Origin of the sequence: Lentzea fradiae (assembly GCF_900100955.1) — a bacterium.
Classification (GTDB): Bacteria; Actinomycetota; Actinomycetes; order Mycobacteriales; family Pseudonocardiaceae; genus Lentzea; species Lentzea fradiae.
Map to the genome: position 1 here is coordinate 490,833 of NZ_FNCC01000001.1, position 24,126 is coordinate 514,958.

Genomic DNA, 24,126 nt, shown 5'->3' on the forward strand with positions numbered 1-24,126 from the left:
TGCGCGTCCCGGAGCGCCGGGGGTGGATGGGGAGGCTGAGGCTGTAGAGTGTCGAATTGAAGAATTCTTCAATTCGACAGGTTGTGGTGCCGCTTGAGAGCCTTCCTGCCCGCGAGGGCGGACTGGTCGGCCGCGACGCCGAGGGATGTCGTCGCCGGCATCACCGTCGCTGTGGTCGCGTTGCCGCTCGCCTTGGGGTTCGGTGTCGCTTCCGGGCTTGGAGCCGCGGCCGGGCTGGCCACGGCGATCGTGGCCGGTGCGTTGGCCGCTGTGTTCGGCGGGTCCAGTTTGCAGGTGTCCGGGCCTACCGGGGCCATGACCGTTGTGCTGGTGCCGATCGTCGCCCGGTACGGGCCCGGTGGGGTGCTGACGGTCGGGCTGCTGGCCGGGGTCTTGTTGTTGTGCTTGGCGGTGGCCAAGGCCGGGCGGTACATGCGGTATGTGCCCGCGCCTGTTGTCGAGGGGTTCACCATCGGCATCGCCGCTGTGATCGCGTTGCAGCAGTTGCCCGCCGCGTTGGGGGTGCCCAACCCGGACGGGCACAACGTGGTGGTCAACGCTGTTCGGGCGTTTGGTGCCGGGCCTGTGCTGCCTGCTGTGGCGCTTGCGGGTGGCGTGGTGGTGATCATGCTGCTGGGGGCGCACTGGAAGCCCGCGGTTCCGTTCTCGCTGCTCGCTGTGGTGGTGGGAACCCTGGTGGCCGAGGTGTGGGCGCTTCCGGTTGATCGGATCGGGGAGCTGCCCGCGTTGTTGCCGGCGCCTTCGTTGGCGTTTCTCGACGTGGGGGCGTTGTGGTCGTTGTTGCCGTCGGCGGTGGCGGTGGCGGCGCTGGCCGCGTTGGAGAGTCTGTTGTCGGCGACCGTCGCCGATGGCATGACGGTCAACCAGCGGCACAACCCTGATCGAGAGTTGTTCGGGCAGGGGGTCGCCAACGTCATCACGCCGATGTTCGGTGGTGTGCCTGCCACCGCGGCCATTGCCCGGACGGCCGTCAACGTGCGGTCCGGGGCCGGGTCGCGGCTGGCCGCGTTGGTTCACGCGGTGACGCTGGCTGTGATCATGTTGGCGGCCGCGCCCGTGGTGGGGCGGATTCCGCTGGCCGTGCTGGCCGGTGTGCTGCTCGCCACGGCGGTGCGGATGGTCGAGGTCGGGTCGGTGCGGGTGCTGATGCGGGCCAACCGGTCCGACGCGGTGGTGCTCGTGCTCACGGCCGTCGCGACGCTGGCGGTCGACCTGGTCACGGCGGTGATCGTCGGGCTGGTGGTGGCGGGGGCGCTGGCGTTGCGAGCTGTCGCACGGTCGGTGCGGGTCGACGAGGAGCCGCTCGAACCCGGTGACCACACCGCGGAGGAGCACGACCTCCTCGCCGAGCACATCGTCGCCTACCGGCTGGACGGGCCGCTGTTCTTCGCCGCTGCGCACCGGTTCCTGTTGGAGCTGAGCGAGATCGCCGAGGTTTCGGTGGTGATCCTGCGGCTGTCGCACGTGTCCACGATGGACGGCACGGGTGCGCAGGTGCTGCGCGACGCCGTCGAACGGTTGGAGCACCGCGGGATCACGGTCTTGCTCTCCGGTGTGAGGGAAGAACACCGGCGGCAGCTGGAGATCCACGACGTGCGGATGTTCGCGAGCACGCCCGAGGCCATCGAGTTCGCGCGGAACCACCTGCGCCACAACGGAACGCTGCCCTGACGGTCACAGCAGGCCGACCACCCCGTACGCGGCCGCGGCGACGGCGGCGGAGGCGGGCAGGGTCAGCACCCAGCCCTTGGCGATGTCGGCGGCGACGGACCAGCGCACGGCCGAGCGCCGGGTCGTCGCGCCGACGCCCATGACCGCCGACGTGATCACGTGCGTGGTGGAGATCGGCGCGTGGAAGACGAACGCGGTCAGGTAGAGCACCGACGAGGCGGACAGCTCGGCGGCGAAGCCGTGCGGCGGGGTGAGGTGGAAGATCCGCCTGCCCAGCGTGCGCATGATCCGCAGGCCGCCCGAGTAGGTGCCCGCGGACAGGGCCAGCGCGCAGGCCACGATCACCCAGAACGGGACCGAGTAGCCCTGCTGGTTGTTGGTCACGACGAGCGCGAGCACGATGACGCCCATGCTCTTCTGGGCGTCCTGAAGCCCGTGGCCGAGGGCGAGGCTCGCCGCGGAGAACACCTGCGCGCGGCGCATCAGCCGGCCCGCGCGGTGCGCGTTGGCCCTGCGGAACGCCCACATGATCAGCGTCATCACCAGGTAGCCGAGCAGCAGGCCGACGACGGGGGACACCACCATCGGGATGATCACCTTCGCCACCACGCCCGACCAGTGCACGGTGGTGGCGGACGCGAGCGCCGCCCCGACCAGCCCGCCGACCAGCGCGTGCGAGGACGACGACGGCAGGCCGAAGTACCAGGTGACGAGGTTCCAGGTGATGGCGCCGACCAGCGCGGCCGTGACGACGTGCAGCGCGTCGTCACCGACCGGGGTGTCGATGATGCCCGAGGCGATGGTGACGGCGACGCCCGTGCCCAGCAGCGCGCCGACCAGGTTCATCACCGCCGCGAGGGACAGCGCGGCCCGCAGCGTGAGCGCCCGCGTGGACACCGCGCTGGCGATGGCGTTGGCCGCGTCGTGGAAGCCGTTGGTGAAGTCGAACGCCAGCGCGAGCACCACCACGAGCACCAGGCCCGCGGTCAGCATCACGCTTCCTTGACCGCGATCGAGTGCACGGCGTCCGCGACGTGCTCGAAGGCGTCCGCGGCGGCTTCCAGCTCGTCCACCACGTCCTTGAGCTTCATGACCTCCAGGGCGTCGCGCTCACCGTTGAACAGCTCGGACAGCAGCCGCCGGTACACCTGGTCGGCCTTGTTCTCCAGCTCGTTGACCTCGACCCAGTACGCGGTCAGCTCCTGCGGCTCGGCGAGCCGGGGCATGGCCTCCGCGGTGAGCGCCGCGGCCCGCCGCAGCAGCTCGACCTGCGCCGGGACGCCTGCCGGTGGGTCACCCACCCGGTAGAGGGTGGCGAGGTCGACCGCTGCGTCGATGTGGTCGACGACGTCGTCCAGCCGGGCCGCCAGCCGGTAGATGTCCTCGCGGTCGAACGGCGTGACGAACGACCGGTCGAGGTGCTCGATGATGGCGTGGGTGGCGTCGTCGCCCGCGTTCTCCAGCGCGTGCATCCGCGCCGCCAGCTCCGGCCGCCGGTCGGCGGGTGCCTGCACGAACTCGTCCAGCAGGTCCACGCTGCGGGCGATGTTCGCGCCGATCTCGGTGAACAGCTCGAAGAACTTGGTGCCCGTGGGCTTGCGGCTGATCCGCATGGGGTTCTTCCCTCCTCGACGCGCGGGACCGGACGCCGGGGGAGATCGTCAGGCGCGTCCGCACCCACCTTGGCACGACCGGGTGCGGTCGTCCCGTGAGCACGCGGGGAAGGGGGGAAGATCGGCACCCGGAGGGGTGATTCCCGGGTCGGCGGGCGCCGGACACGCGACGGGTGATCACGTGGCAGGGCTACCCGTGGAGATCAAGTTCAAACGAACGTCACGACGCGGCCGCGCAGGGGAGGACGGCCCACACGGTCTTGCCGGTCACCCGCCTGGCCACGCCCCAGTCCGCGCACAGGCAGTCCACCAGCACCATGCCGCGGTTGCGCACGGAGTCGTGCGTGGGCGGCACCAGGCTGGGGAGGGAGGGGGACGCGTCCTCGGCGGCGATGCTGACCACGCACGGGTCGCAGCTGTGGCGCAGCCGCAGGCGCGCCGGGAGCAGGGCGTGGTCGAAGACGTTGGCCGCGAGCTCGCTGATCACCAGCAGGGCGTCGGTGAGGTCGTCCTCGCCGAGACCGGTGAGGACCGCTTCCGCCCACCTGCGCACCGCCGCGGTGTCGGCGGCCGCGAGGCCCAGTTCGAGCGTGTTCCACCCGGCACCGGGACCGGCCGCGGCGTCGCCTTGGTCTGGCAGGGTCACGAGGGAGGTCCTCCGCTGGGTCGGCCGGTGGCCTGTCCGTCCACAGGAGACGGACAGGCCCGCTCGGCGCTCCCGGAGGCCGGGAGCGTCTCGTCAGAGAACGCGGACGGAGGTCGCCTGCGGGCCCTTGGGGCCCTGGCTGAGCTCGAACTCCACCGGCTGGTCGTCCGGGAGGCCGAGGTGGGCGTACTCCCGGATCTCGGTGTGGTGCACGAAGACGTCGGCGCCGCCACCCTCGGGGGCGATGAAACCGAACCCCTTGGTGCCGTTGAACCACTTGATGGTGCCCTGGGTCATCGACGAGCTCCTTCGGTCGACCGGAACACGTCGAGCGCTTCCGGGAAGGTGAGGGGATGCGGCGCGGTCGCGACGGCGCGACCACCGCTCGGGGAGAGGCCCGACAGGCCGAGCATCGACAGCAGGTCGAGGCAGTCGCCCGCGTCGCGCGAGTGCTCCGCGACCCTGCGTGCGGCTTGGCGCTGCTGGACGGCTTCCGCCTGCTCGGCGGCGACGCGGGCCTCGGCGAAGCCGAGTGCCGGTCGCTGCGGCGGGTCGTGTGGTGCCGATGGCCTCATGAGCTCACCGGTCCCCGGTGGGGAGGGATCTCGTCGGTGACTGCGGGGAAGTGCGGGCGATCCGGCGGCAAGCCGGTGCTCCTTGTCCCCGGCCGGGAGGAAAGCGCCGGACCGGATTGGCCGGGGTCCGCGGCGGCTGGATGCCGGCAGCTGGAAGCCCAACGACCCCGACCCTACCGCACGGCGGCACCGGTTCGGCCGGGAAGACGAAGCCGGGTTCACACGGAGGTGTGCTCCGTGACAGTGTTCCGGCGGCGGTGTTTGCACGACGGGAGCACCGGGTATACGACGAGCTTGAACTGACGCACCGATCGCCCCAGCGCCTGGCGGCGGAGATGCCGTCGGCGTCTGGAGGTGCGCGACGTGACCACATCGGCCGGACCACAACCGGTGCTCGCGGGGGAGAAGACCCCGTTCGAGATGCTGCTGGTGAAGCTGTTCGCGATCATCCCCGGGACGGCCCTCGTCGCCGCGGTCCCGCTGGCGTGGGGCTGGGGGCTCGGCTGGACGGACGTCTGGCTCGCGGTGTTCTTCTACACGTTCACCTGTCTGGGGGTGACGGTCGGTTTCCACCGCTACTTCACCCACGGCGCGTTCAAGGCGAAGCGTCCCCTGCGGATCGCGCTCGCGGTCGCGGGCAGCATGGCGATGCAGGGCAGGGTCATCGGCTGGGTGGCCGACCACCGCCGGCACCACGCCTACGCCGACCGGGAGGGCGACCCGCACTCGCCGTGGCTGTTCGGCACGTCCGTCGGCGCGCTCGCCAAGGGGTTCTGGCACGCCCACATGGGCTGGATGTTCCGCCGCGAGCTGACCAACGCGGCCCGCTTCGCCCCCGACCTGCTGGCCGACCCGGACGTGCGGCGGGTCCACCGCTGGTTCCCGGCGCTGACGGTGGCGACCCTGGTGGCTCCCGCGGTCCTCGGCGGCCTGATCAGCTGGAGCTGGTGGGGCGCGGTGACGGGGTTCTTCTGGGCGGGCCTCGTCCGGGTCGCGGCGCTGCACCACGTGACGTGGTCGGTCAACTCGATCTGTCACATGGTCGGTGATCGCCCGTTCGAGGCACGGGACAGGTCGGCGAACTTCTGGCCGCTGGCGATCCTGTCGATGGGCGAGTCGTGGCACAACTCCCACCACGCGGACCCGACGTGCGCGCGGCACGGTGTCCGGCGGGGTCAGATCGACGTCTCCGCGCGGCTGATCTGGTTCTTCGAGCGGTTCGGCTGGGCGACCGACGTGCGGTGGCCCAGGCAGGAGCGCATGGCGCGCAAGCTCAGGGACACCGCTGCTTCGTGACGCGGGCCGGTGCTCAGCGCTCCGGGCGGGGGCGCTGAGCCGGCACGGGCTCCTGGAACAGGTTCGTCCAGGACGGCTGGTCCTGGTCGGGCGCGCCGGCCGTCGCCTTGGTGGTGTGGGTCTCTGGGTGGCTGAACAGGTCGTTCGCCGAAGGAAGGGTCACAGGGTGCTTTCGGTTCGAGGGCAGGAGGCGCGAGACGCTGCCGTCCTGCACCCGACGGTACACCTCTTCGCGGCCGGGAGAGTGCGAACGGGACGTCAGCGGTTCGACGAGGGGAAGCGCCCGCCCTCGCTGCCGAGCGCGACGAGGTCGGTGTACTGGTCCTGCCAGGAGCGTTCGGTCGCGAGCAGGTCGGCGAGCCGCTGCACCCAGGTCGCGTCGACGGGTGGAGTGGCACCCTCCGCGAGATGACGTGCCGTCTCCTCGCGGGCCTTGAGCCACTCGGACAGCGTCGGCTGGAGGGACGGGCCGCCTTGTGCGTCGGTCATCAGGCGACTTTACTGCGCCGCGCCCGCGCCGACCGGCCATCGCTTCAGCCGCGGACCCTTCAGCGGGGCGAACTCGCGTTCGGCGTCCGCCGCCCAGTCCGGCCGTAAGAGATCAGCCGGTCAACGCGGTGGTGCAGCCGCGCTTCGGCCCCACCGAGGATCGCGCTCGGGCCTGATGACACCAGGCCGGGTGGTCCCAGGTTCTGGGAAGTTCCTGTGAACCGGACGGCCGCGGCCGAGGCCGGTGGGGCCGGTTCCCGGAGATCTCCCAGGAACTCCCAGGGACCGGTCGGAACGGTCGTCCACGCTCCGCACCATGACCAGGATCGAAGTACGGGGCCTCACCAAGCGGTACGGCCACGACACCGCGGTGGACGACCTGTCGTTCACCGTCGAGGCGGGCCAGGTGACCGGCTTCCTCGGCCCGAACGGTGCGGGCAAGTCCACCACGATGAAGATGGTGCTCGGCCTGGCCGCGCCGACCAGCGGGTCCGTCACGATCGGCGGACGCCGCTACCGCGACCTGCCGGTGCCGCTGACCGAGGTGGGCGCGCTGCTCGACGCCGGGGCCGTGCACCCCGGGCGCAGGGCGTGCGACCACCTGCTGGCGCTCGCCGCCGGTGCCGGGCTGCCCCGCCGCCGGGTGGGCGAGGTGCTCGCCAGGACGGGCCTGGAACCGGTGGCGCGCAGGCGGGCCGGGGAGTTCTCGCTCGGCATGCGGCAGCGGCTCGGCATCGCGGGCGCGCTGCTCGGCGACCCGCGGGTGCTGATGTTCGACGAGCCGGTGAACGGGCTCGACCCCGAGGGCATCCGCTGGATCCGCGGCCTGATGCGCTCGCTGGCCGCGGAGGGACGCGCCGTGCTGGTCTCCAGCCACCTCATGAACGAGATGGCGCAGACGGCCGACCACCTGGTGGTGATCGGCAGGGGCAGGCTCATCGCCGACACGAGCGTGACCGAGTTCCTGAACGGCCGCGGTGAGGGCGCGGTGCTCGTGCGGGCGGAGGACCCCGCGGCGTTCGCGCTCCGGCTGACCGCGGCCGGAGCCGTCGTGCGGGAGGGCACCGGCTCGGCGGTGGTGGTCTCGGGCCTCACGGCCGAGGAGATCGGCAGGCTCGCCGCCTGCCACGGCGCGGTGCTGAGCGAGCTCACCCCGCAGCGGCCGTCGCTGGAGGACGCCTTCATGGAGCTGACCGGGGACAGCGTCGAGTTCCAGGGGGTGAGCGCGTGATCGCCCGCACGGTGCGCTCGGAGTGGGTCAAGCTGCGCAGCCTGCGCTCGACCTGGTACACCCTCGCCTGCCTCTTCGGGACCGGCGTGGGCATCACGTCGCTCGCGACCGGACAGGTGGCAGGGCAGTACGGGGACCTGTCGGAAGCCGAACGGCTGGCGTGGGACCCGACCGCCCGCGGCCTGATCGTCTACATCGTCGCGCAACTCGTCTTCGGCGTGCTCGGCACGCTGGTCGTCACCTCGGAGTTCGCGACAGGGCTGGTGCAGAGCTCGCTCGCGGTGACCCCGCACCGGACGCGGCTGCTCGCCGCCAAGGTCGTGGTGGCGGCCGTCGTCGCCGTGGTGGCGGGCCAGGTGCTGATGTTCGTGAGCTTCCTCGTCGGCCAGGCGCTGATCGCCGGTCAGGGCGTGCCGTCCGCGCGGCTGGGCGACCCCGGCGTGCTCTCCGCCGTCATGGGCGGCGGGCTCTACCTCGCGGCGATCGCCCTGCTCGCGATCGGGCTGGGAACGCTGATGCGCGCGACCGCCGGTGCGCTCACCACGCTGGTGGGCATCGTGTTCCTGGTACCGGGGATGGCGGGCCTGTTCCCCGCGTGGTTCCAGGGCCTGCTGGACTTCTGGCCGTCGCAGGGCGGCGCCGCGATCTTCGCGACGGTGCCGGACCCCGCCCACCCGCACCCCTGGCTGAACCTGGGCGGGATGTGCCTGGGGATCGCGGCCGTGCTGGTCGCCGCGTTCGTCGTCTTCGAGCGGCGGGACGTGTGACGAACGTGCCGCGTGAATGCTTGTCGTGTGCTGGTCCATTGTGGACGTTTGTCGGACCGGCTGCGCCGTGCGTGCTCGGGGCGTGGACGTTTGCGGGGCCTGCTGGTGCGGGTGGGGTGCTGGGGTTCGTGGCTGGAACGGCCGCGTTGCGGCTGGGTTCCGTATCGTCGGTCGGGTGGGAGAGCCGGGTGCGATGACGACGCTGCTCGTGGTGGACGACGAGGACACGGTGCGGGAGCTGCTGGCCGCGACACTGCGCTTCGCCGGGTTCCGGGTGACGGCCGCCGCCACCGGAGCCGAGGCGGTCGCGGCGGCCGTCGAGGAGCCTCCGGACCTCGTACTGCTCGACGTGATGCTGCCGGACGTGGACGGGTTCGAGGTGGTGCGGCGGTTGCGCGCGCAGCGGGCGGAGGGACGCCGCGGGCCGGTGCCCGTCCTGTTCCTCACGGCCAGGGACGGCAAGGCGGACAAGGTCACCGGCCTGTCGCTGGGCGCCGACGACTACGTGACCAAGCCGTTCGACCTGGAGGAGCTGATCGCGCGGATCCGGGCGATCCTGCGCCGCACCTCCGGCCACCGCGACGACGACGTGCTGACGGCGGGAGCGCTCTCGCTCGACCCGCAGGGGCACCGGGTGACCAGGGACGGGGAGCCCGTCCGCCTGTCTCCCACGGAGTTCCGGCTGCTGCGTTACCTGATGGAGAACGCGGGCAGGGTGGTGTCGAAGGCGCAGATCCTCGACCGGGTGTGGCGCTACGACTTCGGCGGCGACGCAGGCATCGTCGACACCTACATCTCCTACCTGCGGCGCAAGCTCGACGTGGGCGAACCGAAGCTGATCCACACCGTGCACGGCGTCGGCTACGTGCTGCGGGACCCGGCCCGATGAGCCGGTTGTCGTTGCGCACCAGGCTGTTGCTGCTCACCGCGACCCTGCTGCTCGCCGGGCTCGGCCTGGCCGGCGCGGTCGTGTCCGACCAGCTGGAGCGCTACCAGCTCGGCAGGATCGACGCGCAGCTGCGGTCACTCGGCGAGATCCTCTCCCGGATGCCCGCGAACGGCCCGCTGGCCGTCGGCGACACCGCGCCCCGGCTCGACCTCCTGGACCCGGCGCTGAGCGTGATCGGCGCGCCGTACCTCGCCTACCTGGACACGAACGGCGAACTGGTGCGCGGCCTGCACTCCGGCAGGCAGGACGGCGCGGGCCTGCCCACCGCCACCGACCTGCGCACCGTGCCCGTCGGCGGCGCCTCCGCCGTCCTGCCCGCCGCGGACGGCTCTGGCCGCTGGCGCGCGACAGCGCGGTCCGCCACCGGCTGGGAGGGGACGGTCGTCGTCGCGGCGTCACTGGCCGAGGCCGACGCCACCACCGCCCGGCTGCGGTCGGCGTCGCTGGTGAGCGGTGCCGTGCTGCTCCTGCTGCTGACGGCGGCCGGCTGGTTCGCCCTCGGCAGGGGCCTGCGCCCGTTGCGCCGCATCGAACAGACCGCCGCTGCCATCGCCGACGGCGACCTGACGAGCCGAGTTCCCGTCCTCGCCGCGCCGGCCACCGAGGTCGGACGCCTGGCGGCGTCGCTCAACACCATGCTCGGCCAGCTCGAACAGGCGTTCGCCGACCGCACCGCGTCCGAGACGCGCATGCGCACGTTCCTCTCCGACGTGAGCCACGAGCTGCGCACGCCGTTGTTCGGTATCAAGGGCTCGACCGACCTGTACCGGATGGGCGCGATGCCCGACCGGGCCGACGTGGACGAGGCCATGTTCCGCATCGGTCGCGAGGCCACCCGCCTCACCGGCCTCACCGAGGACCTGCTGCTGCTCGCCAAGCTGGACGAGGCCCCCGCCACCCAGCTCGACCGCGAGCCCACGGACCTGCGCACCCTCGCCAACGACGCCCGGCACGACCTGCTGGCGCTGGACCCGTCCCGCCCGGTGGAGCTGACCGGCCCCGGCGGCAGCGGCCCACCCGGCCCGGCCCCCGTGCACGCCGACGAGGACGCCCTGCGCCAGGTCGTCACCAACCTGATCGGCAACGCCGCCACCTACACCCCGCCGGGCACCCCGGTCCGCGTCGGCGTGGGTACCACCGGCGGCAGGGCCGTGCTGGAGGTGGCCGACCGCGGTCCCGGCCTGGCCGCGCACCAGGCGGCCCGCGTGTTCGACCGCTTCTACCGGGCCGACCACTCCCGCCACCGCTCCGGCGGCACCAACGCGGGGCTGGGACTGGCGATCGCCCGCGCCATCGGCCGTGCGCACGACGGTGACGTGGAGCTGGAGACGGAGCTGGGGAAGGGGGCCTGCTTCCGGCTGGTCCTGCCGGTGCTCGACCGCGGCGCCCCGTGAGTCACAGCATCTCGGTGCGGTAGGCCGGAGCCAGTGCGGACGCCCGTTCCCGCCGCTCCGCCACCTCGTCGTCGGAAAGCCGCGGGGGAGGCGAGTCCTGGCTGTCCACCTCGTCCCCGACGCGGCGGAAGAACTCGTCCTGCCCGGCGGGGGTGCACATGCAGAGCATGCGGGCGGGGGCGCCGGAGACGTTGCGGAACCGGTGCGGGGCGTTGGCGGGGATGTTGACCGTGGTGCCTGCCTTCGCGACGTGCTTCTCGTCGCGGAAGGTGAACTCGATCTCGCCCTCCAGGACGGTGAACATCTCCTCGAAGTCGTGCCGGTGCGGGGGAGGGCCGCCGCCGTCGGGCACGTGCATGTCGATCAGGCAGTAGCGCCCCTCGGTCTGCTCGCCGGTGACGAGCATCGCGTAGGTGTTGCCGGCGACGGAGAGGTAGGTGGTGCCGGGGTCGTCGGGACTGGCGACCGTCAGCGACCGGCTGAGGTCGTCGTCCGGGATGGTGCGGGTCGTCATTCCGGGTTCCTCCTTCGGTTCTCCCGTGGGGTTGCCGACGTGCGGGGTGCTTAAACGGACGATATTCTCCGGTATGTAACCCGCTACCGGAAGGAGTCGTGATGGCGCTCGACCTGTTCACTCCCGAGGACACCGCGGTGCTGCTGATCGACCACCAGGTCGGCACGATGAGCTGGATCCGCTCGGCGCCGGTCGACGAGGTGAAGGCGAACGCCGTGGCGCTGGCCGCGGCCGCCACCGCGCTGGGCCTGCCGCTGGTGCTCACCACGTCGCTGGAGGAGGAGCGGCAGGGGCCGCTGATCACCGAACTGCGTGATGCCGCACCGGATGCGCACGAAGCGCGCGTCCGGCGGTCCGGCATGGTGAACGCGATGGAGGACCCGGACTTCGCCGCCGCGGTGACGGCCACCGGGCGGCCGAACCTGGTGATCGCCGGGGTGACGAACGACGTCTGCACCGTCTACCCCACGTTGAGCGCGTTGCGCGTGGGGTATCGCGTGCAGGTCGTGGCGGATGCCGGCGGGTCGATGAGCAAGGCGGCCGACGACATCGCTGTCGAACGCATGAGGCTCGCGGGCGCCGGTATCGCGTCCACCAACATGGTGTTGACGGAGCTGGCCCGTGACTGGAGCTCCGCGGCCGGGCAGAGCCTGCTCCCGGTCGTCGGCAGCCTGATCCCGCAGGCCGGCTGATGGAGCTGACGCGATCGGCGATCGCCGTCAACGGCACGGAGATCAGTGTTCTGCACGGTGGCCGGGGCGAGCCCTTGGTCTTGCTGCACGGCTGGCCGCAGACGGGTGACTGCTGGCTGCCTGTCCTGCCCGCGCTGGCCGGGTACACGGTGGTCGTCCCCGACCTGCGCGGTGTGGGGCGGTCCGCGGTGAGCGACGGCGGTTTCGAGAAGGACCGGCAGGTCGATGACGTCCGCAAAGTGTTGCGTGCCCTCGGTCTCGGGCCCGCCGCGCACATTGTGGGGCACGACATCGGCGGTATGGTCGCGTTTTCGTGGGCGCGGCTGCACCCCGATGAGGTCCTCGGCTTGGCGTTGCTGGAACTTGCCGTGCCTGGCCTCGGTCTTGAAGGTGCGATGGACGTTGCCCGTGGCGGCCGGTGGCACTTCGGCTTCTTCATGGCACCGGAGGTGCCCGAGTTGCTGATCGACGGCCACGAGGACGAGTTCTTCGCGCTCTGGTTCGCGCAGCTGGCCGGAAAACCTCTGCCAGCAGAGGAAATCAGCCGTTATGCGGAGGCGTATCGCGGAAAACGGCGCCTGCGGTCCAGCTTCGGCCACTACCGCACACTCCTCGACGACGGCCGGGTGAACGCGGCCTGGGCCGCTGCGGGCAACCGGCTCGCCATGCCGGTGTTGGCGGTGGGCGGGGAGATGGCGGTCGGTGAGCGGCTCGCGGAGAGCCTGCGCCCCGTGGCGCCACACGTCGAGAGCGCGGTCATCGCTGGCAGTGGCCACTTCCTGGCGGAAGAACAGCCGGATGCGTTGGCGGAGCGCCTGCTCGCGTTCCTAGAATGCCGATCATGATGGCGTCCACGACAGGTGAACGGTGAGCAGGGCCCCGCGCAAGGACGGCATCGCCAACCGCGAGAAGATCCTCGTGGCGGCCCTGCGCACGCTGCAACGCGACGTGACGGCGCCGATGGCGGACGTCGCGCAGGAAGCCGGTGTGGGGCCGGGGACGCTGTACCGGCACTTCCGCGACCGGAACGCCTTGCTCGACGCGTTGCAGGTGCGGTCCATCAGCATGGTTCTGGTGCTGGTGGAGGAGGTTCTGGCGAGTGAACCGTCCGGTGTGGACGCCGTGCGCGAGTTCCTGGAGCGGACGGTCGCGCACGGCTCCGAGCTCTTCCTGCCCTATCACGGCGCTCCGCGGACGACCGACGCCGAGTACCTGGTTCTCGAACGGAAGGTCTGGGACGGGGTGGGGGAGATGGTCTCGCGCGGTGTCGCGGACGGGACGCTGCGGGCGGACCTGACCGCGCACGATGTGATCATCTTCGGGTCGCTGGTGGCCGTCCCGATTCCCGGGGTGGACGACTGGTCCCTGGTGGCGGGACGGCAGATCGACCTCTTCCTCGCCGCGATCACCCGCTGACCGCCAGGGCCGTCACGCCGTCGCGAGACGGCCCTGGGCCACGCCCGCGAAGAACGTGCGGCCACCCATCGTCATGTCCGGGTGGAACTGCGCCATCAGCTGCTGGCGCACGGGCGAGTCGGCGAAGCGCGGGTCCAGCTGGAACTCGGCCGCCACGGACCACCAGGTCACCGGCACGACGCCGGACAGGACCATGCGCTGCACCGCCACGTCGTGCGCTTCACGGCTGGTGCTGGCGGACGCGTCCACCACGACGTACGTCTCGTAGCCCGCGCGCACCGCGCCGAGTGCGGTCTGGAGCACGCAGCCGTCGGTGGCGATGCCGGCGATCAGCAGCCGGTTGCGGCCGGTGGCCTCGACGGCCGCGCGGAAGTCCGGGTCCAGGAACGAGTCGAACGACGTCGTGCGCTCGATGACCGGCTGGTCGTCGCCGATGGCGGCGAGCACCTCCGGGTAGAGCGGGCCGGAGGGCTTGGACGCCTCGCCGTTGGTCACGACGAGACCGGCGCCGTAGAGCTTGGCGGTGCTGGCGAGCCCGGCCGCGGCGGCGAGGTGCTGACGCAGGTCGTGCGAGCGCAGCAGGGTGGCGAAGCCGACGGCGTAGTCGACGAGCACGACGGTCGAGTCGGCGGGGGACAGGGGCGTGAGGTTCATGTTCTCTCCTGGTTACTGACCACGTGTTCATTAAACGTACGCCTCTTACTGACCACGTGTACAGTAAGAGTCATGTCACAGGCAGCTCGCCGCACGCGCGACCCCGAGGCGAAGCGCGCCGCGATCCTCACGGCCGCGCGCGAGGAGTTCGCGGAACACGGGTTCGCCGGGGCGACGATCCGCGCCATCGCCCGTCGTGCGGGGGTGACGCACGGGCTGGTGATGTTGCACTTCGCGTCGAAGGAGCAGTTGTTCCTCGCGGCGGTTCCCGGGACGCGCGACCTGACCGGCAGTGTCGAGGGCGGCCTGGACGGGTTGCCGGAACGCATCGCGGCGGCCTTCGTGGGGCGCATGGAGTCAGCCGACGGCGCGGAGCCGTTCATCGCGCTCGTGCGCAGCGCCGGCGACCAGGAGACCGCACGCACGTTGTTGCGCGCCATGGCGCAGGAGAGTCTCGCCGCTTACCGCGAGGTCCTGACCGGGCCGGACGTGGAGGAACGGGTCGAGCTGGTCGGCTCGCTGCTGATCGGCATCACCTTCAGCAGGTACGTCACCGGCGACGGCGCGCTCGCGGCGATGCCGGCCGACCGGTTGGTCCCGTACTTGGCGAGAGCGCTCTCGGCGTATCTCTTCTGAGTCCTGTTCTCAGTCTGTCGAGCGGTGGTTCGCGTAGTCCGGGCCGACCGCGTCCTCCGCCTTGACGAACTTGCTATAGCAAAACTACTCTGCTGTTGCATGCGAGGAGGCCACCACCAGGGTTGCGGCTTTGCGGCGCAGGTGTCCTGTCGGGAGCGTGCTGTGAGGACTCCTGACGGCACCACAAGAAGGGGGAAGACGTGCCTCGCGTTCTGATCACGACGGACTACCTGGGTCCCGGCGACGAAGTCGACCGGTACCTGCGGGCGGCGGGGCTGGAGACGGTCCACCTGCCGATGACCGGCAAACGCGACCCCGACGAGCTCGTCAAGGGGCTTCAGGGCATCGACGCCGCGCTGGTCGCCAACGAACCGATGACGGCGGAGGTCCTGGAACAGGCGCCGGAGCTGCGGGTCGTCGTCCGCACGGGCGTCGGGTACGACTCGATCGACGTCGCCGCCGCGGCCCGCCTCGGCATCAGCGTCAGCAACCTGCCTGGCATCAACGCCAACGCCGTCGCCGAGTACACGCTCGGTCTGCTGCTCGCGGGTGCCCGGCGGCTGGTGCAGTCGGCCAGGGGAGTGGAACGCGGCGAGTGGCCGCGTGAGGACGGCTACGAGCTGCGCGGTTCCGTTCTGGGCCTGATCGGGTACGGAGCTTCGGCACGGGCTGTGGTCCCGTTGGCGCGTGCCTTCGGCATGACGGTGCTCTGCACCACGAACGTGCCGGAGGACCAGCGTGACGGTGACGTGTCCTTTGTGGAGCTTGACGAGCTGCTCGCGAGCTCGGACTACGTGTCGGTGCACACGTCGTTGACGGAACGGACCGGAGGGCTGTTGAACGAGGCCGCGTTCCGGCGGATGAAGCCGACGGCGTTCCTCGTGAACACCGCCCGCGGCCCGATCGTCGACGAGACCGCGTTGGCGGAAGCGGTGTGGTCCGGGCAGATCGCGGGCGCCGCGCTCGATGTCGCGAGCGAGGAACCGCTGCCGCTGACGAGCCCGCTGCGGGACGTGGACAACATCGTCGTCTACTCGCACCTGGCGGGCCAGACCGCGAACGCACGGGCGGCCGCCGGTCTGCGGGGCGCGGAGGAACTGGTGGCAGCCCTCGAAGGCCGGGCGCGGTACGTCGTGAACACCCCTCCGAAGTCAGGGAGCAAGAGGCGATGAAGGAATCGGTCCGGGTGTTGACGCCCGGTGGCATGCTCGGCCAGGGCTGGGACCACGCGACGGTCGAACGCGGCATCGCGCTGGGCGCCGACGTGATCAGCATCGACGGCGGGTCCACGGACTCCGGCCCGCACTACCTGGGGTCCGGCAAGGCGAAGACGACGGCGAAGGCGGTGGCGCGCGACCTGCGCAGCCTGCTCACGGCCGCGGCGGGCGCGGGCATCCCGCTGATCGTCGGCTCGTGCGGCACGAGCGGTACGGACAGCGGCGTCGACTGGGTGGCGGGCATCGCCGCCGAGGTGATGGCGGAGGAGAAGCTCGACCTGAAGGTCGCGCGGATCTACAGCGAGCAGCAGGCCGCCGACCTCAAGGAGCACCTCTCCGAGGGCAGGGTGCACCCGTTGCCGCCGCTGGGTGAGCTCGCGGCGGAGACGCTGGAGAGCTGCACCCACATCGTCGGCGTGATGGGACACGAACCCATCGTCGAGGCGCTGCGGGCCGGTGCCCAGGTGGTGTTCGCCGGCCGCGCCACGGACACGGCGCTCGCCGCCGCCTACCCGCTGATGATGGGCATGCCCGCCGGACCGTCCTGGCACGCGGCCAAGATCGTCGAATGCGGCGGCCAGGCCACCACGAACCCGCGCAGCGGCGGCGTGCTCGCCACCATCGACCACGACGGCTTCACGATCGAGCCGCTCGACCCCGAGGTGTCGTGCACGCCGATCACCGTCGCCGCGCACATGCTGTACGAGACCGTGAACCCGTTCGAGATGCGGGAACCCGATGGCACGCTTGACGTCCGCGACGCCGTCTACACCGCCGTCGACGACCGGATCGTCCGCGTCGAGGGCTCGAAGTTCCACGTCGCCGACCAGTACACGATCAAGCTGGAGGGCGCCAGGATCACCGGCTACGAGACCATGTCGTTCACGGCGATCCGCGACCCGCTGATCCTGCGCGACATCGACGCCTGGGCGAACCTGATGCACGAGATCCTGCGCCAGCGCGTCGCGCAGACGCTCGGGCTGGAGGAGCACGAGTACGCCTACGACCTCCGTCTCTACGGCCACAACGCGGTGCTCGGCGACCTGGAGCCCGAAAGCGGCCCGCCGCGCGAGGTCGGCGTGATGCTGCTGGTGAACGCACCGGACCAGGCGACGGCCACCGCCGTCGCGAAGGTCGCGAACCCGTTGATGCTGCACCTGCCGACACCGAGCATGGAGTACCTGCCGAGCCTCGCCTTCCCGTCCTCGCCCGCCGAGGTCGAACGCGGCCCCGCCTACGAGTTCGTGCTGCACCACGTCGTCGACTGCGACGACCCGACGAGCCTGTTCCGCACCGAGATGGGGGAGACCCGTGCCTGATCCCGTTCCCACCCTCGCCGACCTCGCGCTGGAGGTCCGCTCGAAGAACGCGGGACCGTTCTGGGTCACGATGGAGCTGTTCATGCGCGACGCCGACGGCTACCGGATCGCGGCCGACGAGTCGTTCCTCAACGAACGCGTCATCGCCGAGCTGTACAAAGTGGACGAGAGCGAGATCCTCTTCTTCCGCATCCCGTCGCTCAACGTCGTGAAGATCTCGTTCCCCCGGCCGATCAGCCAGGGTTCGCTGCGCGACCGCGACATGCACGCGGGCCAGCACCACGTCCCGCTAGCCCGGATGCGGATCGCGGCGTGAGGAGGCGCCGGAACACCTCCGCCCTCAGGGGTGTTCCGCCACCGTCCGCCCCCTTGCAGAAGTGCTGTCCGTAACGCCCCGCCCACACCTGACTCCCTTTCGTGTTTCCCGTCGGGTACGCGGGGGCCCTACGTACTGTCTGCGGGTACGTAGGGCCCCCGCGTACCCAAGCAACGTCACGGAGAGGAGTCGGGACCGCTGTATGGATGACGCGCGGGCGGGTGGGAAGGAACGGCGGGACGGAATCTCAGGCGCTCAGCAGGCGACGAGTGTGCTCAGCAGCGTGAGTGCCTCCTCGCCGCGGGAACCGGGCTCGGCGGGGTGGGCGACGAGTCGCTGGCCGGGCGCGCTGGTGATCTCGAAGACCTCCGTGCGCAGGTCCAGCTCGCCGACGTCCGGGTGGACGAACCGGCCGCTCGGCACGGGCGTGTTCCTGGCCTCGGCCCACAGCCGGGCGAACTCGGGGCCGGCGAGCGTGAGCTCCCCGACGAGGTCGCGCAGCTCGCGATGACCGGTGCCGTTCTCGGCGGTGCGGCGCAGGACGTGCACGGCGTGACGCGCGGTGGCGGGCCAGTCCCGGAAGAAACGGCGTGCCGCCGGGTCGAGGAAGACCATGCGCGGCAGGTTGCCGGTGTGGGTGAACGGGCTGTGCAGCGCCGTCGCGAGGGGGTTGCGGGCGAGGACGTCGCCGTGCCGGCCGAGCACGTAGGCGGGGGCCGTCGTCCAGGCCGCGAGGAGGGTCGCCACGTCGGTGCCGACGCGTTCGCCGTGACCGCGCGACCGCCGGGGGGACGCCGACCGCGTCAGCCGGTGCAGCTCGACGGCACTACCCGCGTCCAGGCGCAACGCCCGTCCCAGGCATTCGACCGTCTCGTGCGTCGGCCGCTGGTGCCCCTGTTCGAGCCGGGCGTAGTAGCCGGGGCTCAGGCCCGCGAGGAGCGCGACCTCGTCGCGGCGCAGTCCCGGGACCCGCCGGTGGGCGCCCGCGGGCAGCCCCACCTGCTCGGGCCGCACGAGAGCACGACGTGCGCGCAGGAACTCGCCCAGCGCCTTGTTCCGCTCTCCGTCCATGAGATCGAGATTAGAAGAGTCCGCGAGTGGTTACCCGGGTGCAGGACACCCAGCGTTGCGCTGACAGGGGTTTGACGATGAGCACGACACCTTTGGGCGAGTTCCTGCGGGCGCGGCGCGAGGCGTTGAGGCCGCAGGACGTCGGTCTTCCCGAGCACGGGCGTCGCCGCGTCAAGGGCCTGCGGCGCGAGGAGGTCGCGATCCTCGCCGGGGTGAGCAGCGACTACTACATGCGCCTGGAACAGGGCCGCGAGTCGAGCCCGTCACCCCAGGTCGTCGACGCGGTGGCGCGAGCACTGCGCCTGGACGACGCCGCGACCGAGCACCTGTGGCTGCTGGTCCGCCCGCGCGAGGCGAACCTGTGGGCGAACACCGACGGCATCCCGGTCAGCCCTCAGCTGCGGCAGCTCATGGACACCTGGATCGGCTCGCCCGCGTTCGTCATCGGGCCCGCGCTCGACATCCTCGCCTGCAACGCGATGGCCACCGCCCTGCACGACGGCTTCGCCGCCGGGGACAACCTGGCGCGCATGGTGTTCCTGGACCCGGCGGGCCGCGAGTTCTACCAGGAGTGGGAACGCGCGGCCGACTCGTGCGTGGCGGAGATCCGTGCCGCCTACGGCCACGACCCCGCCAACGCGCGCATCACCGAGGTGGTCGCGGAGCTGTCCGCGGGCAGCCCCGAGTTCGCGCGTCGGTGGGCCGCGCACGAGGTGAAGCCCAAGACGCAGGAGGGCAAGCACCTGAGGCACCCGGACGTCGGCGACCTGCACATCCTGTTCTCGGCCTTCTCCGTCAACGGCGCCCCGCACCAGCAGCTCGTCGTGTACCAGGCCGAGCCGGCCTCGCCGACCGCGGAGGCGTTCGACCAGCTGCGCGAGCGCGCGGAACGTTCCTCGGGAGCCGTGCCCGCGCAGTGACCTTCCGGCAATGCCCGGTGTCCCTGTGGACGCCGGGCATTTTCGTGTGTCCGGAAAGCATTTCCGCGCCGTCAACCGAGTGAGGTACCCGCTGGTCAGCCGCCTCAAAGCCCCTTGCCCGGGTGCGTTTCTCCCAGGAAGTCCGCGGCCTTCTTCCGCTCGTCCCACCCGGACAGACTCGAACTTGTCCGCAGCGAGACCGACTCGCCGCACAGGGACGAGACCGGAAGGACGAGAGAGCATGACCACCTGGTTCATCACCGGAGCTTCCCGCGGCCTCGGCGCCGAGATCGCCCGCACCGCACTGCGCAACGGTGACGACGTCGTCGTCGCGGTGCGCAACCCCGACCGCGTGCCGGAGGACCTGAAGTCCGCCGCGCTGGTCGTCCGGCTGGACGTGACCGACGCCGCCGCCATCCCCGGCGCCGTGCGGGAGGCCACCGACCGCTTCGGCCGCATCGACGTGCTGGTCAACAACGCGGGTCGCGGCCTGCTCGGCGCGCTGGAGGAGATCAGCGACGCCGAGGCGCGCTCGTTGTTCGACCTGAACGTGTTCGGTCTGGTCAACATGACCCGTGCGGTGCTGCCCGTCATGCGCCGCCAGGGTTCCGGCAAGATCGTCCACATCGGATCGCGGTCCGGTTTCGAGGGCGAGCCCGGCGTCAGCATGTACAGCGCGTCGAAGTTCGCGGTGGCGGGCATCAGCGAGGCGCTGTCCGCGGAGCTCGCGCCGTTCGGCATCCAGTCGATGGTCGTGGAGCCCGGTGTGCTGCGCACGGACTTCCTGGACGCCAGCTCGCTGTCCGTGGCCGCCGAGCGCCTCGCCGACTACGACGGCACGCCCGCGCACGTGACGCTCGACTGGGCGGGCGAGGCCAACCACACCCAGCTGGGCGACCCGGTCAAGGGCGCCGCCCTGATCCACGAGGTCACCAGCGGCGCCGAGTTGCCCACCCACCTGTACCTGGGCCCGGACACGCTGGAACGCCTGCGCGTCAAGCAGGAGCAGATCCGGCGCGACCTGGCGCCGTGGCAGGAGAGGTCCGCCGCCACCGCGTTCGAGGAAGTCAGCGTCTGACCCCGGCCCGACCGGAAGAGGAGACCGCCATGTCTGCCGCACTGCTCACCGAAACCCCGCTCTCCGGCCGCGTCGCGGTCGTGTCCGGTGCCTCCAGCGGCATCGGCGCGGCCACCGCGACCCGCCTCGCCGAGCTGGGCGCTTCCGTCGCGCTCCTCGCGCGGCGCAAGGAGAAGCTCGACGCGCTCGCCGAAACCATCACCGGCGCAGGCGGTACCGCCGTCGCCCTCCCGGTCGACGTGACCGACCGCGAGGACGTCCACGCCGCCGCACGACGGGTCGAGGCCGAGCTGGGCACCGCCGACCTCGTCTTCAACAACGCCGGGGTGCAGCTCATCTCGCCGATCACCGACCTGCGCCAGGACGACTGGCAGCGTCAGATCGACCTGAACGTCACGGGCGTCATGAACGTGATCGGCGCGTTCGTGCCGCAGCTCACCGCCGCGGCCGAGGCGGGCAAGCCCGCCGACCTCATCACCACCTCGTCGATCGCGGCCACCCGCATCCTGGAGAAGTTCTCCGTCTACTCCGGCACCAAGGCGTACATCAGCCACCTCACCCGGCTGCTGCGCGTCGAGCTGGGGCAGAAGAACGTCCGGGTCGCCACGATCGAGCCCGGCATGGTCGACACCGAGCTGCCCGACCACGTCACCGACCCCGACGCCAGCACGCTGATGACGGACCTGATCGACCGGATCGACGTGCTGCAGTCCGCCGACGTCGCCGAGACCGTGGCGTTCATCGCCGCCGTGCCGCGGCACGTCAACCTCACCGAGATCACCATCCTGCCCACCGCGCAGGCCATCTGAGCACCGGGAGGAACGACATGACCGCGACGGACACCGGGCCAACCTGATGACCAGCGGCTTCACCATGCCGGTCGCGCACGGCGCTCATCGGCCCGTGGGACCACAGCTTCGACGCGCTGCGCGAGTTCCACCGCCGCGGCGGCGGCACGTTCTCCGCCAACGCGTCCACTGTGGACCTGCCAGACCGCGTGGCCAAGTGGCGCGATCTCACCCACTGACCAACCCCACTGCCGGAAAGCAGGGAAGACCATGTCCGCGAACGACCCCGGCGCCACACTCGACGCGTTGCGCCACCACGCCGCCGACCCGCACCGCCGGGTCCTGTTCACCGGCGCCACGATCGTCACGATGGACCCCGAGCTGGGAGTGCTGCCGAAGGGTGACCTGCTGGTCGAAGGCGACCGGATCGCCGCCATCGCACCAGAGCTGGACGTCGAGGACGCGATCGTCGTCGACGCCTCCGGCTCGATCGTGGCACCCGGTTTCGTCGACACCCACCGGCACGCCTGGGAGGCGCAGCTGCGGCGCGTCATGCCCGACGTCAACGACCTCGGCGAGTACGTCATGTCCACGCTGGCGGGCCTGGCACCGGCCTACCAGCCGGAGGACATGTACGTCGGCACGAAGCTGGCCGCGCTGACCGCCCTCGACAGCGGCATCACGACGATGCTCGACTTCTCGCACAACTCCCGTTCGGCCGCCCACTCCGACGCCGCCGTCCAAGCCCTCGTCGACACCGGCATCCGCGGTGTGCACGCCTCGATGCGACCGCACTTCGGCGAGTGGGACGGCCAGTGGCCCGCCGACGTGGCGCGGTTGAAGAGCACCTACGCCTCGTCGAACGGCCTGGTCAGCGTTCGGCTCGCCGCCCTGGCCACCGATGAGGTCGCGGGCCCCGACCTCGCCTACGGCAGGCGGCTCGCCGAGGTGGCGGACGATCTCGACGTCGGCGTGAGCGTCGACGCCGTCTTCGGCACCTCCTCGTCGGAGGCGATCCTGCGCTGGGCCGCCGAGGGCCTGCTCGGCCCGGACGTCTCCCTGATCCACTGCACGGGCCTCACCGCCGAGGCGTGGCTGGCGATGGCCGACACGGGTGCCGCGGTGTCCCTCGCACCCACCTCCGACGCCCAGATCGGCCTGGAGACCGCGGTCCCCGCCATCGACGAGGCACTCGCCGCCGGCATCCGGCCCGGGCTGAGCATCGACGTCGAGGTGGCGCTGGTCAGCGACATGTTCACGCAGATGCGCGCCCTGCACACGATCCAGCGGATGCGGGCCGTCAACGCCGTCTACGGCACCACCGCGGCACCCAGCCGGATCGGCGTGCACGACGTGCTGGACTTCGCGACCCTGCAGGGCGCCGCCGGCATCGGCCTCGGCGCCGTCACCGGGTCGCTCACCCCCGGCAAGCAGGCCGACCTCCTGCTGGTGGGAGCGGAGGACCTGAACAACATGCCGCTCAACGACCCCATCGGCACGCTCGTGCTCGGCACCGACCCGCGCAACGTCCACGCCGTGTTCGTCGCAGGCCGCGTCCGCAAGTGGGCGGGCACGGTCCTCGACGTCGACCTGACCGCGCTGCGCGACGACGTCCGGACCTCGCGCGACCGCGTGATGAAGGCCGCGCAGCCGGTGTGACCGCGGCCGGGCTGTCGCGTCCCGGCGACAGCCCGGCCACCAGTCGTGCTCGTGCTTCAGGGCAGGTGCTGAGCGGTCACGACGGCACCCGCTCAGTGATGGTCCGCGTCGCCCAGCGGTTGATCAGCGAGGTGGTGGAGGACGCGTTGCGGTGCAGCGCCAGGTCGTGCCCGGCGTCGCGGACCAGAGCCACCTGGACGCCGGGTGCGGCGGCGAAGGCGGTGCGCTGGTCGGGTTCGAACGCCGCCGGGTCGTTGCCCCGGTACAGGTGGTCGTGCTCGCCCACGACGACGAACACCGGCACGCGGACCGCCTTCGCGAAGGCACCGCCCAGGAACTCCTCGGTGAAGCCGGGGATCTCCGCCGCCGTCGTGGTCGACTTCGACCGCTCGTCCGCGGCGAGCACCGCCGGGCTCGTGTTCGGGACGTGGTGGAAGAACTTCCGCGACCCCGGCTCGGAGGTCAGGTAGTCCGCGGGCAGCTTCTTCTTCCGCAGCACCGGGTCGGTGGCCGCCGGCAACAGCTCGGGGAAACCCTCGAACGACGGTGCGGTCCGCCGGTACAGGAAGCCCGTGACCACCAGCGCGTCGACCTTGTCCGACCGTGCCGCCACGCCTTCGGCGACCACGCTGCCGTACGAGTGTCCGATCAGGACGATCGGCAGACTCCGGTACATCGCGTCGATCCGGTCGACGAAGCTGTCCAGCGACGCCACCTGCACCGCCGTCGTGACGGACGCGGCGGGCGGCTTCGACGACTCGCCGGTGCCGACCCGGTCGACCGCGATCACCAGCCAGCCCTGCTCTGCCGCCTGCCTCGCCTGGGACGGGACGGCGCCGATCCCGAGGTCGAAGTAGCGGTGGTCGTAGGTCGAGCCGGGCACCATGACCTGCACCCCGCGCGGCCTGCCCGCCGGGGTGTACCGCTCGGCGTGGATCTTCGCCGTCGCCACGCCGTCGACCCCGACCGAGACCTGCACGTCCAGGTCGTCGTTGTGCGGTGCCGGATGACCGGCGTGGGCCACGGCCGGGCCGGCGGCGACGGCCAGCGCGACGCTGACCGCGGCCGCCCGCCACCACCGGAATCCGTTGTCTCTCACTGCGTTCTCCTAGCGCACAGAACTGTCGTGCCGACAGTGAGAGTGTTCACGGCCCCGGACGATCCCGTCCAAGACCGATCGGATCATCTGTGATA

28 protein-coding genes are annotated in these 24,126 nt (G+C 71.3%); 17 read left to right on the forward strand and 11 right to left on the reverse strand.

The window, feature by feature from the left end; all coding sequences use genetic code 11:
- Window positions 1-93 precede the first annotated feature (93 nt).
- Window positions 94-1,692 carry a SulP family inorganic anion transporter gene (locus tag BLT23_RS02285; RefSeq protein ID WP_090044942.1) on the forward strand — a complete coding sequence of 533 codons (1,599 nt, stop codon included), beginning with the start codon at window positions 94-96 and terminating at the stop codon, window positions 1,690-1,692.
- Window positions 1,693-1,695: 3 nt separating this feature from the next.
- On the opposite strand, the gene BLT23_RS02290 is transcribed toward BLT23_RS02285, so the two are convergent.
- The 5 genes from BLT23_RS02290 to BLT23_RS02310 all read right to left on the reverse strand — a co-directional run bounded on the left by BLT23_RS02290 (window position 1,696) and on the right by BLT23_RS02310 (window position 4,526).
- Window positions 1,696-2,685 (reverse strand): inorganic phosphate transporter, encoded by a 990-nt coding sequence (locus BLT23_RS02290; protein WP_090044944.1) that lies wholly within the window; start codon window positions 2,683-2,685, stop codon window positions 1,696-1,698.
- The gene (locus BLT23_RS02295) at window positions 2,685-3,305 is read right to left on the reverse strand and encodes a DUF47 domain-containing protein (protein ID WP_090044946.1); all 621 of its coding nucleotides are present in this window, start codon (window positions 3,303-3,305) and stop codon (window positions 2,685-2,687) included. The genes BLT23_RS02290 and BLT23_RS02295 overlap by 1 nt, the downstream gene beginning before the upstream one ends.
- A 220-nt stretch (window positions 3,306-3,525) precedes the next feature.
- A complete protein-coding gene (locus BLT23_RS02300) occupies window positions 3,526-3,951 on the reverse strand; it encodes an ATP-binding protein (protein ID WP_090044948.1) in 426 nt (141 codons plus the stop codon).
- A 93-nt stretch (window positions 3,952-4,044) separates the two neighbouring features.
- The gene (locus BLT23_RS02305) at window positions 4,045-4,248 is read right to left on the reverse strand and encodes a cold-shock protein (protein WP_090044950.1); all 204 of its coding nucleotides are present in this window, start codon (window positions 4,246-4,248) and stop codon (window positions 4,045-4,047) included.
- Window positions 4,245-4,526: a hypothetical protein gene (locus tag BLT23_RS02310; protein WP_090044952.1), complete on the reverse strand. Its 282-nt coding sequence runs from the start codon at window positions 4,524-4,526 to the stop codon at window positions 4,245-4,247. The genes BLT23_RS02305 and BLT23_RS02310 overlap by 4 nt, the downstream gene beginning before the upstream one ends.
- Window positions 4,527-4,946: 420 nt before the next feature.
- Here BLT23_RS02310 and BLT23_RS02315 point away from each other — a divergent pair, with 420 nt between their 5' ends.
- Window positions 4,947-5,822, forward strand: a complete 876-nt coding sequence (locus BLT23_RS02315) for an acyl-CoA desaturase (RefSeq protein WP_176946588.1) — start codon at window positions 4,947-4,949, stop codon at window positions 5,820-5,822.
- Between the two features lie 13 nt (window positions 5,823-5,835).
- On the opposite strand, the gene BLT23_RS40490 is transcribed toward BLT23_RS02315, so the two are convergent.
- Both BLT23_RS40490 and BLT23_RS02325 read right to left on the reverse strand, forming a co-directional pair.
- A complete protein-coding gene (locus tag BLT23_RS40490) occupies window positions 5,836-5,985 on the reverse strand; it encodes a hypothetical protein (RefSeq protein ID WP_176946555.1) in 150 nt (49 codons plus the stop codon).
- Window positions 5,986-6,080: 95 nt separating this feature from the next.
- The gene (locus BLT23_RS02325; RefSeq protein ID WP_090044958.1) at window positions 6,081-6,311 is read right to left on the reverse strand and encodes a hypothetical protein; all 231 of its coding nucleotides are present in this window, start codon (window positions 6,309-6,311) and stop codon (window positions 6,081-6,083) included.
- A 316-nt stretch (window positions 6,312-6,627) separates the two neighbouring features.
- On the opposite strand from BLT23_RS02325, the gene BLT23_RS02330 reads away from it, so the two are divergent.
- The 4 genes from BLT23_RS02330 to BLT23_RS02345 all read left to right on the forward strand — a co-directional run bounded on the left by BLT23_RS02330 (window position 6,628) and on the right by BLT23_RS02345 (window position 10,652).
- Window positions 6,628-7,542, forward strand: a complete 915-nt coding sequence (locus BLT23_RS02330) for an ABC transporter ATP-binding protein (protein ID WP_090044960.1) — start codon at window positions 6,628-6,630, stop codon at window positions 7,540-7,542.
- Window positions 7,539-8,309: an ABC transporter permease gene (locus tag BLT23_RS02335; RefSeq protein WP_090044962.1), complete on the forward strand. Its 771-nt coding sequence runs from the start codon at window positions 7,539-7,541 to the stop codon at window positions 8,307-8,309. The genes BLT23_RS02330 and BLT23_RS02335 overlap by 4 nt, the downstream gene beginning before the upstream one ends.
- Window positions 8,310-8,502: 193 nt before the next feature.
- Window positions 8,503-9,198 carry a response regulator transcription factor gene (locus tag BLT23_RS02340; RefSeq protein WP_090044964.1) on the forward strand — a complete coding sequence of 232 codons (696 nt, stop codon included), beginning with the start codon at window positions 8,503-8,505 and terminating at the stop codon, window positions 9,196-9,198.
- Window positions 9,195-10,652, forward strand: coding sequence for a sensor histidine kinase (locus BLT23_RS02345; protein ID WP_090044966.1), 1,458 nt, complete (start codon window positions 9,195-9,197; stop codon window positions 10,650-10,652). Before BLT23_RS02340 ends, BLT23_RS02345 begins: the two co-directional genes overlap by 4 nt.
- Before the next feature lies 1 nt (window position 10,653).
- On the opposite strand, the gene BLT23_RS02350 is transcribed toward BLT23_RS02345, so the two are convergent.
- Window positions 10,654-11,166, reverse strand: coding sequence for a cupin domain-containing protein (locus BLT23_RS02350; RefSeq protein WP_090044967.1), 513 nt, complete (start codon window positions 11,164-11,166; stop codon window positions 10,654-10,656).
- A gap of 101 nt (window positions 11,167-11,267) precedes the next feature.
- On the opposite strand from BLT23_RS02350, the gene BLT23_RS02355 reads away from it, so the two are divergent.
- From BLT23_RS02355 to BLT23_RS02365, 3 genes are read left to right on the forward strand one after another with little or no spacing between them, the layout of a single operon-like run.
- Window positions 11,268-11,858 carry an isochorismatase family protein gene (locus BLT23_RS02355; RefSeq protein ID WP_090044970.1) on the forward strand — a complete coding sequence of 197 codons (591 nt, stop codon included), beginning with the start codon at window positions 11,268-11,270 and terminating at the stop codon, window positions 11,856-11,858.
- Entirely contained in the window at window positions 11,858-12,703 is an 846-nt protein-coding gene (locus tag BLT23_RS02360) for an alpha/beta fold hydrolase (RefSeq protein WP_090044971.1), read from the forward strand. Before BLT23_RS02355 ends, BLT23_RS02360 begins: the two co-directional genes overlap by 1 nt.
- Window positions 12,704-12,725: 22 nt before the next feature.
- Entirely contained in the window at window positions 12,726-13,274 is a 549-nt protein-coding gene (locus BLT23_RS02365; RefSeq protein ID WP_090044973.1) for a TetR/AcrR family transcriptional regulator, read from the forward strand.
- A 12-nt stretch (window positions 13,275-13,286) separates the two neighbouring features.
- Here the strand turns inward: BLT23_RS02365 and BLT23_RS02370 are convergent, their stop codons facing one another.
- Window positions 13,287-13,928, reverse strand: coding sequence for an isochorismatase family protein (locus BLT23_RS02370; RefSeq protein WP_090044975.1), 642 nt, complete (start codon window positions 13,926-13,928; stop codon window positions 13,287-13,289).
- Window positions 13,929-14,000: 72 nt separating this feature from the next.
- Here BLT23_RS02370 and BLT23_RS02375 point away from each other — a divergent pair, with 72 nt between their 5' ends.
- The 4 genes from BLT23_RS02375 to BLT23_RS02390 all read left to right on the forward strand — a co-directional run bounded on the left by BLT23_RS02375 (window position 14,001) and on the right by BLT23_RS02390 (window position 17,416).
- A complete protein-coding gene (locus BLT23_RS02375; RefSeq protein ID WP_090044977.1) occupies window positions 14,001-14,564 on the forward strand; it encodes a TetR/AcrR family transcriptional regulator in 564 nt (187 codons plus the stop codon).
- Window positions 14,565-14,764: 200 nt separating this feature from the next.
- On the forward strand, window positions 14,765-15,736 hold the full coding sequence (locus tag BLT23_RS02380) for a phosphoglycerate dehydrogenase (RefSeq protein WP_090044979.1): 972 nt from the start codon (window positions 14,765-14,767) through the stop codon (window positions 15,734-15,736).
- Window positions 15,733-17,100 carry an acyclic terpene utilization AtuA family protein gene (locus BLT23_RS02385; protein WP_090044980.1) on the forward strand — a complete coding sequence of 456 codons (1,368 nt, stop codon included), beginning with the start codon at window positions 15,733-15,735 and terminating at the stop codon, window positions 17,098-17,100. The genes BLT23_RS02380 and BLT23_RS02385 overlap by 4 nt, the downstream gene beginning before the upstream one ends.
- Window positions 17,093-17,416 (forward strand): DUF4387 domain-containing protein, encoded by a 324-nt coding sequence (locus BLT23_RS02390; protein WP_090044982.1) that lies wholly within the window; start codon window positions 17,093-17,095, stop codon window positions 17,414-17,416. The genes BLT23_RS02385 and BLT23_RS02390 overlap by 8 nt, the downstream gene beginning before the upstream one ends.
- Window positions 17,417-17,671: 255 nt before the next feature.
- Here the strand turns inward: BLT23_RS02390 and BLT23_RS02395 are convergent, their stop codons facing one another.
- Entirely contained in the window at window positions 17,672-18,487 is an 816-nt protein-coding gene (locus BLT23_RS02395; RefSeq protein ID WP_090044984.1) for a helix-turn-helix domain-containing protein, read from the reverse strand.
- Window positions 18,488-18,564: 77 nt separating this feature from the next.
- On the opposite strand from BLT23_RS02395, the gene BLT23_RS02400 reads away from it, so the two are divergent.
- The 4 genes from BLT23_RS02400 to BLT23_RS02415 all read left to right on the forward strand — a co-directional run bounded on the left by BLT23_RS02400 (window position 18,565) and on the right by BLT23_RS02415 (window position 22,932).
- The gene (locus tag BLT23_RS02400) at window positions 18,565-19,407 is read left to right on the forward strand and encodes a helix-turn-helix transcriptional regulator (RefSeq protein ID WP_090044986.1); all 843 of its coding nucleotides are present in this window, start codon (window positions 18,565-18,567) and stop codon (window positions 19,405-19,407) included.
- A 241-nt stretch (window positions 19,408-19,648) separates the two neighbouring features.
- Window positions 19,649-20,485 carry an SDR family NAD(P)-dependent oxidoreductase gene (locus BLT23_RS02405; RefSeq protein ID WP_090044988.1) on the forward strand — a complete coding sequence of 279 codons (837 nt, stop codon included), beginning with the start codon at window positions 19,649-19,651 and terminating at the stop codon, window positions 20,483-20,485.
- Between the two features lie 29 nt (window positions 20,486-20,514).
- Window positions 20,515-21,294, forward strand: a complete 780-nt coding sequence (locus tag BLT23_RS02410; protein ID WP_090044990.1) for an SDR family oxidoreductase — start codon at window positions 20,515-20,517, stop codon at window positions 21,292-21,294.
- 249 nt (window positions 21,295-21,543) lie between these two features.
- Window positions 21,544-22,932: an amidohydrolase family protein gene (locus BLT23_RS02415; RefSeq protein WP_090044992.1), complete on the forward strand. Its 1,389-nt coding sequence runs from the start codon at window positions 21,544-21,546 to the stop codon at window positions 22,930-22,932.
- 76 nt (window positions 22,933-23,008) lie between these two features.
- Here the strand turns inward: BLT23_RS02415 and BLT23_RS02420 are convergent, their stop codons facing one another.
- Entirely contained in the window at window positions 23,009-24,031 is a 1,023-nt protein-coding gene (locus tag BLT23_RS02420) for an alpha/beta hydrolase (protein WP_090044995.1), read from the reverse strand.
- Window positions 24,032-24,126 lie beyond the last annotated feature (95 nt).